Below are 14110 nucleotides of genomic sequence, written 5' to 3'. Positions count from 1 at the left end.
TTCTATTTAAATTGTGTAATTACATTAAACCCATATGTTTTATAGCTTGTCATATCATGAAGCACCTCAGATACATCATCTAAGGCAATCTCACGTGAAACGAGTGACTTTGGATTTAACTTTCCTTGAGCAATCAATGCTAGTAAACCATTATACTCCGAGCGAGGGTTACCTAGGCTTCCGACCACTTCTAACTCCATCGCCGTAATCGCATCAATCGGAAGACCAACTAAGCCCCCTTCATTTTTTGTAGTTAAACCGATTTGAACATGTCGGCCTCCTTTGCGTAAAGAAGTGACCGAATTTAAAATTGTTTCTTGAATTCCAAGCGCTTCGATGGATGCATGTGCCCCACCCTTCGTTATTTCTCGAATGGCTTCCACAACATTTTCTTGGCGAGCGTTCACACCAACAACGGCACCTTCTTTCTTAGCCTTGTCCAATTTAGCCTCATCTACATCAACTGCAATGACTTGAGCGCCTATCGCATTGGCAACTTGAACAGCAGATAGCCCAACACCTCCTGCACCATGAACAACAAGCCAATTCCCTGGCTTAATATTGCTGCGCATGACACCATGATAGCCAGTCATATAGCGACAACCAATAGCTGCAGCTGTAAGCGTGTCCACTTCATCAGGAAGAGCAACTAAGTTAAAATCCCCGTTTGGTACTTTCACATATTCTGCATACGCTCCATCATAACTAAATCCAAAAATTTGTAAAGAATCACAGCGATTTGATTGACCACTCAAACAGTTTAAACAATGTGAACAGCCTTCGTGGAAAGGAGTCGTTACTCGATCTCCTGGACGAAAGTTTTTCACTTCTTTTCCTACCGCTTCAACAATGCCGCCTAATTCATGACCTGGAATAATCGGAAGAATAGGACTTAAGCCAATCCACTCCCAATCTCCCATCCAAGCATGCCAATCACTACGGCACACTCCGCTTGCTTCGACTTTCACAATGACATCATGCGGACCTGGAGTTGGGTCAGGTACATGACCTATTCTTAACGGTTTTCTTTGTTCAATAATTTGAGCAGCTCTCATATGCTTGTCCCCCTTAATTACAGTATTTACATATTGTTAACGCCTTCTTTATCAAAGATATTCCGCAAGTCCTTTAAACATGAACAAAAAACTTTCTTCGACAAACATAATTAAACCCTGCCTGTTTTTATATATAAACGGGCAGGGTTTCTATTTGGCTTCAACTGCGAGATCCGTAGTCATCACGTCCTTTTTCATTAACTAGCTTGATTATCATATTCATTCAATTGTTCTTTCGTTAAGTGTGTTACAAAATGATAAAAAGTCATCGACTCCATTCCGTAATTTTCACATGCTCTTTTATAGCTTTCATATGCTTCACGATACGTTTCCATCTTCGTCCCCTCCTGTTGTATAACAATTTATTTAAGTTATATAAAATATATAACAGAATCACTACTGTGTCAATACATTTCCGAAAAATAAAAACCTGTTATATAACAAATTTATCGATCGATTTTTACCATTATCCCTCTTTTTAATTACCATAAATTACTGATAGCGTTTAGATCTAACGTGAATTAAGATTATATTCGAATGTACATTTTTAAAATGTGTTACTATCGCTTCATCTGGAAAACTTATAGTTTCATTGTTTGTTATCTTATATCTCACTTTATGTTGTCATTAAAAATTATGGATCGACACAGATTCCTGGATTCTTCCCAGACCTATATATTAATGATAAATTCAACAATGCCCTAGATTTACAGTTTTATTCGGCTAAATACAATGAATTAGATACCATTGTGGAGCTTGCTAAAGGCAAAACTTTAAGTGGATATTTGACTTATCAAGTATCGCCAGGTAAAAAATTAGAATTAGTGTATAGAGATTTTAACAGCTTTGATAGCATGACATTTTTTGGAACCAATTAATACAACTCATTCTACAATCTGGAAAAAGACTGATCACAGAATGCTAGTGATCAGTCTTTTATTATTTATTTCCCCTTATTAATGGCTAAGGTTTTTTGCAACACTATGTATTTTCGCGTTAACAAAGTCAACTGCGACAAACACGATAAATGAAATCACGATGGGTAACACAACGATAGGCATACCGAGTACAATTCCAATTTCCGCTTCTTTAAAGTCTTTATCATTTATAGGAGCAGAAAACTAAGGTGTATTTTTCTACCATTTTTTTAAAATAACGAAAGGAATTTCACCTAATAATAGCGAATATTTAAAGTTATAAATTATTGAAAGTTCGGTGCAACTATGTCTTTAATAACAAAAGATTTGTTAATTAACTTCTTATTTACTATTCTTCCGTTATTTTTAGTACAAATGATTTATTTTGCCAAATATTCTTATAGATTTGAAAACTTCAAAAGAAGGACATTTGCCATTTTTCCTATCGTCTCCCTTATTCTTTGCATGATATTCCCTGTTGCTACAGGGCCTTATTATGTATGGGACCTTCGTTGGATTCCCTTTATCCTTGGTTGGTTATATGGCGGATATAAATTAGGAATTCCTTTATTATTCTTAATGTTATCCATTCGCTTTTGGCTAAATGGCGATAACGGCTTTTATATAGCCTGTATTACTTTCTTTTCTTTTTCTATTGTACTATTCTTTATATCCAAATATTTTTCGCAATTTTCCGTGAAATATAAAGTGATAATAAGCAGTTCGCTAACTTTTATCGGCTTAATGATCTCCCTGTTGGTATCTGAGCAACTATTTAACATAAACAGAGGAGCAAATCTATGGACACAATATATTTCCATTCAAATCATTGCAATGGTGTTTACGAACTTACTGTGGGAAGTCATCCAAGCAAATTTTCAAGTATTACAAAAGTTAGTGAAAGCTGAGAAATTACAAATGGTGAGTCATCTAGCAGCTAGTATTTCTCATGAAGTTCGTAATCCCCTCACCACAAGTAGAGGATTTATCCAAATGCTATCTGAAGAAACCTCTGACCAAAAAAGAAAACAATATACAGAAATTGCATTACAAGAATTAGATCGAGCCACAGAAGTAATCAATGATTATTTAACATTTGCTAAGCCCGCACTTGAAAAGGAGGAAAAGATCCATGTTGCAGAGGAGATTCAGCATGTCATCAATATCATTACTCCTTTAGCTAATATGAACAGCATACAAATTAAACTATCTTTATTAGAAGATGACCAATATGTCGTTAAGGGCGAGCGTAAAAAGTTTCAACAATGTCTAATTAATATGTTAAAAAACGGTATAGAATCTATGGAGGTTAACGGAAAATTGCACGTCATCCAAACCAATAATCAGGATACGATTCAAATCGATATTCGAGATGAAGGATCAGGTATGACACAAGAACAAATCAATCGCCTTGGGGAGCCCTATTTTACAACCAAAGAAAAAGGCACAGGGCTTGGAATGATGGTTTCTTATAGTATTATTAATCAAATGAATGGTCAGATTACAGTCGTAAGTGAACAAGGAATAGGAACTTGCTTTTCTATCAAGCTCCCTATTTATCAATAAATTTTTTTAAAATTTTTGTTGTACACCTTCTAGATTTATGATATTTTAAATATAAATTTTAAAACTATTTAGTTAATTCACTAGGGGATCCCTTGATAAGGGCTGAGAATAAAGTAGTTACTTTTAAACCCTCATAACCTGAACAGGTTCGCACCTGCGTAGGGAAGTGTTCGTTATTCTTTGTGCTTATTTGTGTACAAATAACAAAACCACTTTCCTATTTAAGGTTAGTGGTTTTTTTGCGTGCACTACTTACTAGTAAAAAGGAGTAAACGAATATGAAACTGATTGCCGTAACAGATGATTCACATACGGTTGACGCGCTGACAAGTATTATTTCTTCTATTCAAAATATTGTTGATTATGTCCATATTCGTGAAAAATCAAAAACGGCTCATGAAGTTCTGTCACTCATTCAGCTTTTAGAACAAGCAGATGTAAACAAAGAAAAACTCGTCATTCATGATCGCTTAGATATCGCGTTACTCACACAAATGTCAAATATCCATCTTCCATCACATAGCCTCCCTATCCAAAAAGTGAGAGAAAACTTTCCGCACTTACGGATTGGTCGTTCGATTCATTCTGTAGAAGAAGCAAAACAAGCGGAAACAGATGGAGCGGATTATGTGTTATATGGACATTGTTTTGAAACAGATTGTAAGAAGGGACTAACGCCAAATGGCATACATACTATTAGCAACATGAAACAAGCACTAAAAATCCCTGTATATGCCATAGGTGGAATTACGCCAAATCGAGTACATGCTCTTCAACAACTAAAAACAGATGGCATTGCGGTTATGTCGGGCATTTTTTCTTCACCAAATCCCTATGCATCCGCATTAGATTTTTCAAAATTATGTAAGGAGAATTCATGTGAAAACAAATTATGAAGTAGCTATTATAGGCGGTGGAATTATCGGCTGCTCAATTGCCTATTATTTAGCGAAAGAACAGATTGATGTTGCTGTATTTGAGGAAAAGCAACTAGCTAGTAAATCGACAAGTGCAGCGGCTGGTATGCTAGGTGCTCATTCAGAATGCAATGACCTTGAGATTTTCTATCCTTTTGCAAGAAAGAGTCAACTAGCCTATTTTCAGCTTCAAGATGAGCTAAAAGAGCTAAGCGGTATCGATATTGAGTTAAGAAAAGGCGGCATTTTTCAGCTCGCTTATTCAGAGGCTGAAAAAAGTGAGCTAAACTCTACCATCTCCCTCCCTACCGTCAGATGGTATGACAGAGATAATGTACGCCATGAAGAATCTTCTGTTTCAACGAATATTATCGGAGCCGCTTTTATTGAAGATGATGTGAATGTCTTACCTAGTTCTGTTTGTCAAGCATTTGGAAAGAGTGCTCAAGTATTAGGGGCATCGGTTTTTGAACATACATCGGTTTTCTCGATTGAAAAACAAGACAGTTCCTATACGATTAAAACGAACAAAGGAAATTTCCAAGCTAAATATGTCGTTGTCGCAAATGGTGTATGGAGCTCTAATTTTTTCCATCAGCTTGGTTTAACCAATACGCTTACTCCCGTCAAAGGCGAATGTGTATCAGTTTCAAGTGAAAAGCCGCTTTTAAAGCATACATTGTTTCATGAACACTGCTATATTGTACCTCGAAACAACGGCAGACTTGTACTTGGAGCCAGCATGGTCGAAAATGATTGGAATGAACAAGCAAGTCTTGGCGGCATCGAGAAGCTCATTGCTAAAGCAAAAACGATGCTCCCGTCCATCATCGATATGAAAATCGAGTCCTTTTGGGCAGGGCTTCGTCCACAAACGTTTGATCAAAAGCCATTTATCGGTCATCATCCTGATGATGACGGCATTTTATTCGCCACAGGGCATTATCGAAATGGCATTTTGCTCGCTCCTGCCACAGGACAAATGATTCGAGATTTTATTATGAAAAAAGAAATAAGAAAAGATTGGATGGAAGCCTTTAAAATCAATCGCCAAAAGAGGTGAAATCATGAAGTCGATTCAATTAAACGGAAAAACTATTGAACTGCCAGAAACCGTACACTGTATTCAGGATTTACTTGAATTATATAAACTGGAAAACCGCATTGTTGTCGTAGAAGTAAATAAAGAAATTATTTATAAAGAGCAATACACAGCACAAGCATTATCAGATCGAGATACAGTAGAAATTGTTCATTTTGTAGGAGGAGGATGATAATCATGTTAAAAATAGCTCATCACACATTTCAATCAAAACTTTTACTAGGAACAGGGAAATTCCCTTCCTTTGAGGTTCAGAAGCAAGCCGTTGAAGTTTCTGGAACCGAGATTTTAACGTTTGCGGTTCGCAGAATGAATATTTTTGAAGAATCTCAACCAAACTTTCTTGAACAATTAGATTTAACTAAATATAAACTGCTTCCAAATACAGCTGGTGCCAAAACAGCTGAAGAAGCTGTTAGAATTGCTAAACTAGCAAAAGCTTCGGGCTTATGCGATATGATTAAAGTTGAAGTAATTGGTTGTGACAAATCTTTATTACCGGACCCTGTTGAAACACTAAAGGCTTGCGAAATGCTGTTAGCAGAAGGGTTTATTGTCCTGCCTTATACGTCTGATGATGTTGTATTAGCTAAAAGGCTTGAACAACTTGGAGTTCATGCAATTATGCCTGGCGCATCGCCAATCGGCTCTGGAAAAGGACTCATCAATCCGTTAAATCTTCAATTTATTATCGAACAGTCTTCCGTCCCTGTCATTGTTGATGCCGGTATTGGTTCTCCAAAAGACGCTGCGTATGCGATGGAGCTAGGAGCAAATGGCGTTTTACTTAATACAGCTGTTTCAGGCGCAAAAGACCCTGTCAAGATGGCACTGGCTATGAAACTAGCGATTGAAGCCGGACACCTTGGCTATGAAGCCGGAAGAATAGCAGAGAAAAACTTCGGTGAAGCAAGCAGCCCTACAACGGGGATGGTGACTTCTTGATTAATCGCTATCAAAAACAAGCATTATTTTTAGGTAATAATGAACAAGAACAATTACAACAAGCACATGTACTCATTATAGGAGCAGGTGCACTAGGATCAGCTAATGCAGAAATGCTTGCACGAGCAGGTGCCGGGACCATTACGATTGTGGACCGTGATTATGTCGAATATAGTAATTTACACCGACAACATCTTTATACAGAAGCAGATGCGATGAATAAGCTACCAAAAGCAGTGGCAGCCCAAAATCGTCTGCAGCAAATAAACAGCGAGATTACTATTAACAGTCATATTGTCGATATCAATGCCTCTAATATTGAAGCATTTGTCCAAGGTCAATCGATTATTATTGATGCAACGGACAACTTTGAAACAAGAATGGTTGTAAATGATGCCGCTGTTAAACAAGGCGTCCCCTTTATATTCGGTGCCTGTGTAGCTAGTTATGGTCTAACTTTTTCTATCATTCCAGGTAAGACCCCCTGTTTACATTGTTTAATGAGCCACTTGCCCCTTGATGGCATGACGTGTGATACAGTTGGCGTTATTGATCCAATCGTTCAAATCATCGCATCGTTTCAAGTGACACAAGCTTTAAAGTTACTCACTGGTCACGAGCTTGTACCAATGCTTCAATCAATCGATATTTGGAAAAGTGAAAAAGCGGACATTACAATCGCTAATATGAAAAATAAACATTGCCCGACATGCGGTGAGAAAGCGACCTATCCATATCTATCATTTGAAAACCAAACAAAAACAGATGTTTTATGTGGTCGAGATGCCGTGCAAATTCGCCCAGGTATCTCCCTTACGCTCTCACTAGATCGCTTGAAAGAAAGCTTACAATCGTTTGTTACTCAAGTGACGGTCAACCCTTATTTACTATCATGTACATTTGAAGACTATCGAATCGTTATATTTAAAGATGGTCGTGCGATTATTCACGGCACACATGATTCGAAAAGAGCACGAGTCGTATATAATCGAATCATTCAATGTTATTCATTATAAAGACTTTATAATAATGAGGTAAGTGTCTATTATAAAAGATAGATACTTACCTTTTTACATTTATCGATACTATCTTAATAAAATTATAGTATGATAGAAAGCGAATATTATTGTATGACATGTATTTAAGTCCCTATGAAAGGAAGCTTGCTTTGATTGAAATTTTACTTTTAAACTTTCTTTTTTTACTTCTTCCCGTTTTAACATTTCTTATTTTTTTTGAAAATACATTACCGGCTAGGCATCATAAATTCATTTATATTTTACTTTCAACTGCTTCCATGTTTTTATGTATGGCCTACCCTATTAAACTAGAAGTAGGATTTATTTTTGATTTACGCTTCGTCCCTTTTCTCATTCTCGCACTTTACAATGGATACAAAATGGTGTTCCCACTTTATGTAGTACTTAATATTTATCGATTCTTTATTGGCGGAGAAGGTGTTATACAGTCGTTCTTGTTCTCTTCTGTTATTTTTATAGTAATTCCTTTATTCAAAGGAAAATTCATTCAACTACATTCAAAAAACAGGGTCTTATATGCAACAGTAGCAGCTTTTTTTACTATGTTCCTGTACCTTCTTACCTTAAGTTTTCAAGTGCCAATCAATCAAGAATTTTGGGAATTAACATTCTACGCTATCATTACTTACAGTATTGCAATAATGATTATTACTACTTTAATAGAAAAAATTATCGCTAATATGAAAGAAAGAGAAACGTTTATTCATTCAGAGAAGTTAAATATCGTGAGTGAATTATCAGCTAGTGTAGCTCATGAAATAAGAAATCCACTGACTGTTACAAACGGCTTTCTCCAATTATTAAATACATCCAAAACGATAAGTATGGAGGAAAAGAAGTACATTGAATATTCCTTACTTGAATTAGAACGTGCCGAAAAAATCGTGAGTGATTTTTTAGTTTTCGCTAAACCGCAATCGAACAATATGGTTTACTCTAATTTTAAAGCAGAAATAGAATATGTAACAAACGTCATGACGCCCTATGCAAATATGCATCATGTTGCTATACAAGTAAATTTTAATAACTCCTTATATAAAACATTTGATATAAATCAAATTCAGCAATGTTTAATTAATTTGTACAAAAATGGAATCGAAGCAATGAAAAAAGACGGCGGTACTCTATATATCGATGTTTCAGAACGAAAGAAAAAGATCTTCATCCAAATTAGAGATACTGGAACGGGAATGACAAGTGAAGAAATTTCACATTTAGGGAAACCCTATTATTCTACGAAAAAAGAAGGTACAGGACTGGGTATGCTTATGGTATACAGTACAATCAACAAAGTGAACGGGAAAATTGAGGTAGAAAGTGAAGTTGGACAAGGAACCACTTTTCTCATTACCGTTCCTGTTTGATACTGCTTTCTATTTTTAAACGTCATTAGCTTTTATTACCGATGAAAATGTGCTATAACATATTGAACAGTTCTTATTGCTACAGAACTCGAAAGGATGGCATATATGTTAAATGATTTTAAAAAATTTGCTTTAAAAGGAAATGTTGTCGATCTAGCGGTTGGGGTTATTATTGGAGCCGCCTTCGGTAAAATTGTCTCATCTCTAGTAGAAGATGTTATTATGCCACTGATTGGTTTACTTCTTGGGGGCATCAGTTTTGCAAACTTGCAATTTACACTAGGAGATGCTGTTGTAAAATACGGAAATTTCATTCAAACGATTGTTGACTTTTTCATTGTGGCCTTTTCTATTTTTATATTCATTCGAGTATTCAATCGTTTACAAAGAAAGAAAGATAAAGAAGAGATTGCAGAACCAGCAAAGCCTACGCGTGAAGAAGAATTATTAACGGAAATTCGTGATTTATTAAAAGCACAAAAATAAGAAAGATAAGGCTTACACCTAGCACTTATCCATACATTCAAGTCCCCTTCGATGATATTGAAGGGGACTTGAATTTACATTCTCACAATAACCGATCCTCCGCCTGACGTTACAACACGATTTTGCTGTTGCTCCATCTTTCGTAATAATTTATTATTCTGTTCCATCAATTGAATAAGCCTGCCTAATTGATTTTCAAGCATAGTCATTCTTTGGGTGATTTGTTGTGAATCTACAAACTCCGGCATACTTTGAACCGGATAATTCGGATGTGAATTTCTGTGCGGATACATAAACTAACTCCTCCTTACCTAGACCTAGGTAATCCATTTTATGTGCTATAAACGTGAGTGTTCGCCTATTTTACTTATCCAACACCATTAAATATTCCAAAAACATAGTAAACTAATATATGGTTTATCTTATACACCTACCTCATTAATATCGTTAGTGCTTTTTATACAGAAAGCATCAACTCAACGAATGATTCAATTATTAGAAAATAGCACTAAAAAAGAAAAGATTAGAAAAACACCCCTGATATGGTGAAAGAAAATCAGGGGATTACTTTTCTTAAATTTCTTTTGTACCACGACTAAAGCTGTTTAATTTAGTCATCAATGCCATTAACGCTGGTATAAAAATCGGCAGCATAACAAAACTTAGTAGAATTAACGCAATAATAACAGCCGTTGCTATTTCGATGAGTGTAACAACTCCTGAAGGATATAGAGCAGCAAACGTTCCTCCCAAAATAATCGCAGCTGAAATAACAACTCCACCAATATGACGCGCCGCTTCTATAATAGCTGTCACCTGAAATACACCTTCTTCTATTTCACGGTAGCGCATCATTAAGAAAATACTATAATCGACTCCTAATGCAATGACCATAATAAAACTAAAGAACGGAACATTCCAGCTTAAATAATCCACATCTAAAATTTTTGTACAAATCATTTCGGCAATTCCAATAGATGTACTATATGCTAGTATTAAAGAACCGATAATGAAAATAGGCTGCCAAAATGAGCGAGTGATGATAATAAGAACAAACCCTATACCAATTAACATAATTGTTGCAGTGCGGCTAAAATCCCCACTAGCAATATCCTGTAAATCTGCATTTTGCGATGTTTTTCCACCAATCGCTACTTGCGCTTTTGATAATTCGCTTCCTTTTAACGAAGCTTCTACTTGTTTTTCAATATTTCTAACAACTAACATCGCTTCTGCTGAATAAGGATTCACATCTAAAATAATATTCATTCGAACCGTTTGACGATTACTAGACATATACATATCTAATGCCTTTTGGAAATCCTCACTTTTCATTACCTCTTTAGGAATATACAATTGATCAGATGCCTCTGACTCACTAAGTCCACTTAAATAGCCCCTAGCATCATCCAGCCCATTACTTACTTCATCCAATCCTTCTGAACTTTTTGAAAGGCCTGACTGTAGTTTTTTCATTTTCTTTTCTAAATCATTTAGTCCAGTTTGCAGTTGTTTTTGTCCTGCATTAATTTGTTGTAAGCCTGATTGTAAATCTGTCGTTTTATTGGCAATTTGGCTAGAACCCGCTGCACCGTCTCGTAAACCACTTTGTAAACTTACCGCTCCTGATTGTAACTTACCTACTCCCGTCTCCATTTGTGATAGGCCCTTGTTCACTTGTGCCAGTGCTGTATTTGCCTCTTTAAAGGAAGATATCGCTGCGTTATATTGAGGTGTCACTTTACTTAACTCTTCAGCAAATTTTCCTAATTGTTCTTTTCCTGATTTGGCAATCCCAATTGTTTTCTGTACATTTGAATCATTGGCTGCTTCTGGGTTAGCTTGAATATAACTTGTCATTAAAGTTTCAATTTGTTCATAACCAGCCTTAGCACCCGTTATTGCTTGTTCGATACTAGAAAATTGATTACCGACAGCACTTAATCCTACTTGCAGTTGATTATAGCTTTTGGATAATTCAGCAGTCCCATTTGATAATGTCCCGACTGTTTCTTTTAATGAAGCAAGCCCCGTTGCTAATTGCTCTGCTCCTTTGGACCCATCATTCATTCCTGCCGTTACTTGATTCATGGCCTCTCCCATGGCTGAAACGCCATTTTGTAATGCACTCGTACCATCGATTAACTGCTGTACACTGTCTTGTCCATTCGTATTACTTGCTAGCTGATCTCCAGTAGAAGAAAAACCTTCGCTTATTTTCCCAATTCCTTCATTAGCGTCACCGATTCCCTTATAAAGGGTGTTTGTTTGATTATCAATATATAAATCTTCTATTTTTTCACCAGCTGGACGTGTGGGCGTATAGACATTTGATACACCATCAATCTTCAACAACTTATTGGATAATTCATCCAAAACTTGTAGTGACTCTTGGTTATCTAACTTCTGATTTGATTGAATAACTAGAGTAGTTGGTGACGAAAAACCTGGTGGAAAATGGTCATCAATAATCTGAATACCTTGCTTAGATGCATAGACATCATCCACTTCTAAAAGGTCATTATAACTAAGTATGCTACTATACTTTAATAAAAATGGCGTACATAATATCGCTACTACTATGATAGATATAATTGGTCGTAACACCGATTTGCTTGCAAGGAATGCCCAGATACGACTATCTGTATGCCCCTCAAACCGTTTAATCGGCCAGAACATTCTTTTTCCAAGTACAGCCATAAAAAATGGATTTAGAGTAATTAAAACTAGAAGCAGAATTGCCACTCCAATGGCTACAGGAGAACTTGCTTGATAGAGCTTAAACTCCGCCAAAATAAGCGCCATAAAGCCAATAAAAACAGCAACGCCACTATATAAGACCGTTTTTCCTGCTGATTTATAAGTTATTTTAATCGCAGAAAGTACATCCTCTTGCTTACTAAGTTCTTCTTTAAATCGGGTATACAATAAAATATTATAGTCGGTCCCAATTCCAAACAAAATCACCACTAAAAAAACTTGTGTAAAGTTGGAAAATGGATAATTAAACTGGTCAACTAAATGAGCGATAATTCCTAACGAAACAATATAAGATACTCCAACTGTTAACAGAGAAATGACTGGAACAATTGGCGATCTAAAGATAAGAATTAATACAGCTAAAATAAAAATAACAGCGATTTTTTCTGTTGTCTTAATGCCTTCTTGAGAGGATTGAACAAAGTCTTCTCCAACTACTTCACTTCCTGTTAGATAAGTGTTTATCCCTTTTATCTCTATCCCTTTATAAAGTCGATTAGTTACCTCACTTATCGTTCCGGTCTCTCTCTCCACAGATATTTGCGTTAGAATAGTTGTTTGATCTTCAGAAAATAGTTGTTTTTCAACTTCTTTACTATCCAGATGAGAAACAATATCTTTAATTCCTAACTGTTCTTTCTTAGCTTTCAATTGATGAATAACTGATTCAATCTGTTCTTTTTGTTCTTTCGTTAATTCATGATCATTTCCACTATTGAAAACAGCAATAATCTGATAGGCTTCATCTCCATTTTCATCCATCTCTTTAATCATTGATTGCGCAACTTCACTTTGTGCATTTTCAGGAATTGTCAATTGTCCTTTGTCTCTTACTAATTGATTCATATCAGGCATTGTAAGAACTGTTATAATCGTCAGTACAATCCATATAAATAAAGATAATGTCCTCCAATTCTTTACTTTCTTCATTGTAGCTCTCCTTTCCCTTTTTAGGAATGAATATTCATTCCGCATATTTCAACGCTATCCAAGTCAATGAGCTTTGATAGCATTCCAACAACATTCTTCAATATTAACTAATAGTTCTGGTGTCTCTTCAAGTATATTCATGCGCATTAGTTTAAATAATTGAACAATAGCACCATATACGATCGCTATTAAAGCATCAGCAGGCATTGAACAAATATCGCCTTGTTTTTTGCCTCTCTCTAAAATTGATCGAAGAAATTCAAGAAAATCAGCAAACAGCTTTTGGCTCTTCTCATCTAAGTAATGAGCGCTGCAATGAGAATCGATAAAATGCAGGGCATGTTCATTATGATTCACAAATTGAATAATTTGAAAAAATATATGACGATGATGTAAACGAATATTTGTTAGATCGTTCGGGAAATTATCCTTGACTATTTCGGATAATCGAGTAACCCAATATTGAAATAACCAATTAAAAAGCGCTTCTTTATTTTCAAAATAGCGATAGATTGTACCCGCTCCTACTTTTGCTTTATCGGCAATCATCGGTATCGTTGTCCCATCGAATCCTCGTTCAGCGAATAAAATTAAAGCTGCGTCTAATACATCATCGCGTTTATTTGTAATCATATATTCCTCCTTCTAAAAACGGAATGAACGTTCAGTCCTCTTATTATACCGAAAAGGAAATTTGAAAATCAACGATTTATTTTTAAATCGTTCCCCCCTTCTCTATATAGAGGGAGTCTTCCACTGCAAATAAAAGAGACTGAACCAAAGTTGGAACAGTCTCTCTGCATTAGATATATTAAGCTTTATTTACGTTTGTTGCTTGCGGTCCACGTTGGCCTTCTTCTAGCTCAAATGTAACCTCTTGGCCTTCTTCTAATGTTTTGTAACCTTCACCTTGAATAGCCGAAAAGTGAACAAATACATCATCGCCACCTTCTCGCTCAATGAAGCCAAATCCTTTTTCACTGTTGAACCATTTTACTTTACCGCGTTCCATTTAATGCAACCTCCTA

The 14110-nt window shown here is 35.9% G+C and carries 14 protein-coding genes and 1 riboswitch; of the genes, 8 read left to right on the top strand and 6 right to left on the bottom strand.

The annotated features are described in order from the left end of the window. Positions 1–2: 2 nt before the first annotated feature. Together BAOM_RS09330 and BAOM_RS24305 are read right to left on the bottom strand one after the other, a co-directional pair. A complete protein-coding gene (locus BAOM_RS09330; protein WP_127760040.1) occupies positions 3–1055 on the bottom strand; it encodes a zinc-dependent alcohol dehydrogenase family protein in 1053 nt (350 codons plus the stop codon). Positions 1056–1252: 197 nt separating this feature from the next. Then, complete coding sequence (locus BAOM_RS24305; RefSeq protein ID WP_164853174.1) at positions 1253–1390, bottom strand: hypothetical protein; 138 nt, start codon at positions 1388–1390, stop codon at positions 1253–1255. Between the two features lie 888 nt (positions 1391–2278). Here BAOM_RS24305 and BAOM_RS09320 point away from each other — a divergent pair. The 8 genes from BAOM_RS09320 to mscL all read left to right on the top strand — a co-directional run bounded on the left by BAOM_RS09320 (position 2279) and on the right by mscL (position 9392). After that, on the top strand, positions 2279–3538 hold the full coding sequence (locus tag BAOM_RS09320; protein WP_127760038.1) for an ATP-binding protein: 1260 nt from the start codon (positions 2279–2281) through the stop codon (positions 3536–3538). Positions 3539–3610: 72 nt separating this feature from the next. Beyond that, positions 3611–3720, top strand: a riboswitch (TPP riboswitch). Positions 3721–3816: 96 nt separating this feature from the next. Further along, positions 3817–4434 carry a thiazole tautomerase TenI gene (tenI, locus tag BAOM_RS09315; RefSeq protein WP_127760037.1) on the top strand — a complete coding sequence of 206 codons (618 nt, stop codon included), beginning with the start codon at positions 3817–3819 and terminating at the stop codon, positions 4432–4434. Further along, positions 4418–5518, top strand: coding sequence for a glycine oxidase ThiO (gene thiO / locus BAOM_RS09310; protein WP_127760036.1), 1101 nt, complete (start codon positions 4418–4420; stop codon positions 5516–5518). The genes tenI and thiO overlap by 17 nt, the downstream gene beginning before the upstream one ends. A gap of 4 nt (positions 5519–5522) precedes the next feature. Then, positions 5523–5729 (top strand): sulfur carrier protein ThiS, encoded by a 207-nt coding sequence (gene thiS / locus BAOM_RS09305; protein ID WP_119117943.1) that lies wholly within the window; start codon positions 5523–5525, stop codon positions 5727–5729. A 5-nt stretch (positions 5730–5734) separates the two neighbouring features. Next, on the top strand, positions 5735–6502 hold the full coding sequence (locus BAOM_RS09300) for a thiazole synthase (RefSeq protein ID WP_127760035.1): 768 nt from the start codon (positions 5735–5737) through the stop codon (positions 6500–6502). Further along, positions 6499–7518, top strand: a complete 1020-nt coding sequence (locus tag BAOM_RS09295; protein ID WP_127760034.1) for a ThiF family adenylyltransferase — start codon at positions 6499–6501, stop codon at positions 7516–7518. The genes BAOM_RS09300 and BAOM_RS09295 overlap by 4 nt, the downstream gene beginning before the upstream one ends. Before the next feature lie 152 nt (positions 7519–7670). Continuing rightward, positions 7671–8906, top strand: a complete 1236-nt coding sequence (locus BAOM_RS09290) for a sensor histidine kinase (protein WP_127760033.1) — start codon at positions 7671–7673, stop codon at positions 8904–8906. 105 nt (positions 8907–9011) lie between these two features. Beyond that, positions 9012–9392 carry a large conductance mechanosensitive channel protein MscL gene (gene mscL, locus BAOM_RS09285; protein WP_127760032.1) on the top strand — a complete coding sequence of 127 codons (381 nt, stop codon included), beginning with the start codon at positions 9012–9014 and terminating at the stop codon, positions 9390–9392. Between the two features lie 74 nt (positions 9393–9466). Here the strand turns inward: mscL and BAOM_RS09280 are convergent, their stop codons facing one another. The 4 genes from BAOM_RS09280 to BAOM_RS09265 all read right to left on the bottom strand — a co-directional run bounded on the left by BAOM_RS09280 (position 9467) and on the right by BAOM_RS09265 (position 14094). Beyond that, on the bottom strand, positions 9467–9685 hold the full coding sequence (locus tag BAOM_RS09280) for a hypothetical protein (protein ID WP_127760031.1): 219 nt from the start codon (positions 9683–9685) through the stop codon (positions 9467–9469). Positions 9686–9965: 280 nt separating this feature from the next. Next, positions 9966–13082, bottom strand: a complete 3117-nt coding sequence (locus tag BAOM_RS09275; RefSeq protein ID WP_127760030.1) for an MMPL family transporter — start codon at positions 13080–13082, stop codon at positions 9966–9968. Positions 13083–13145: 63 nt separating this feature from the next. After that, positions 13146–13715: a TetR/AcrR family transcriptional regulator gene (locus BAOM_RS09270; RefSeq protein WP_127760029.1), complete on the bottom strand. Its 570-nt coding sequence runs from the start codon at positions 13713–13715 to the stop codon at positions 13146–13148. Between the two features lie 178 nt (positions 13716–13893). Next, complete coding sequence (locus BAOM_RS09265; RefSeq protein ID WP_127760028.1) at positions 13894–14094, bottom strand: cold-shock protein; 201 nt, start codon at positions 14092–14094, stop codon at positions 13894–13896. Positions 14095–14110 lie beyond the last annotated feature (16 nt).

Origin of the sequence: Peribacillus asahii (assembly GCF_004006295.1) — a bacterium.
GTDB lineage: Bacteria > Bacillota > Bacilli > Bacillales > DSM-1321 > Peribacillus > Peribacillus asahii_A.
Note: the sequence above shows the minus strand (reverse complement) of the source record. Positions and strands in the feature narration are given on the sequence as shown.

Bases quoted from the DNA above. Each gene is read 5' to 3' on its own strand.
- BAOM_RS09300 (WP_127760035.1), top strand. From the start codon at position 5,735: ATGTTAAAAATAGCTCATCACACATTTCAATCAAAACTTTTACTAGGA.
- BAOM_RS09280 (WP_127760031.1), bottom strand. From the start codon at position 9,685: ATGTATCCGCACAGAAATTCACATCCGAATTATCCGGTTCAAAGTATG.
- BAOM_RS09270 (WP_127760029.1), bottom strand. From the start codon at position 13,715: ATGATTACAAATAAACGCGATGATGTATTAGACGCAGCTTTAATTTTA.
- mscL (WP_127760032.1), top strand. From the start codon at position 9,012: ATGTTAAATGATTTTAAAAAATTTGCTTTAAAAGGAAATGTTGTCGAT.
- BAOM_RS09330 (WP_127760040.1), bottom strand. From the start codon at position 1,055: ATGAGAGCTGCTCAAATTATTGAACAAAGAAAACCGTTAAGAATAGGT.
- thiS (WP_119117943.1), top strand. From the start codon at position 5,523: ATGAAGTCGATTCAATTAAACGGAAAAACTATTGAACTGCCAGAAACC.
- BAOM_RS09320 (WP_127760038.1), top strand. From the start codon at position 2,279: ATGTCTTTAATAACAAAAGATTTGTTAATTAACTTCTTATTTACTATT.
- BAOM_RS09265 (WP_127760028.1), bottom strand. From the start codon at position 14,094: ATGGAACGCGGTAAAGTAAAATGGTTCAACAGTGAAAAAGGATTTGGC.
- tenI (WP_127760037.1), top strand. From the start codon at position 3,817: ATGAAACTGATTGCCGTAACAGATGATTCACATACGGTTGACGCGCTG.
- BAOM_RS09275 (WP_127760030.1), bottom strand. From the start codon at position 13,082: ATGAAGAAAGTAAAGAATTGGAGGACATTATCTTTATTTATATGGATT.
- BAOM_RS24305 (WP_164853174.1), bottom strand. From the start codon at position 1,390: ATGGAAACGTATCGTGAAGCATATGAAAGCTATAAAAGAGCATGTGAA.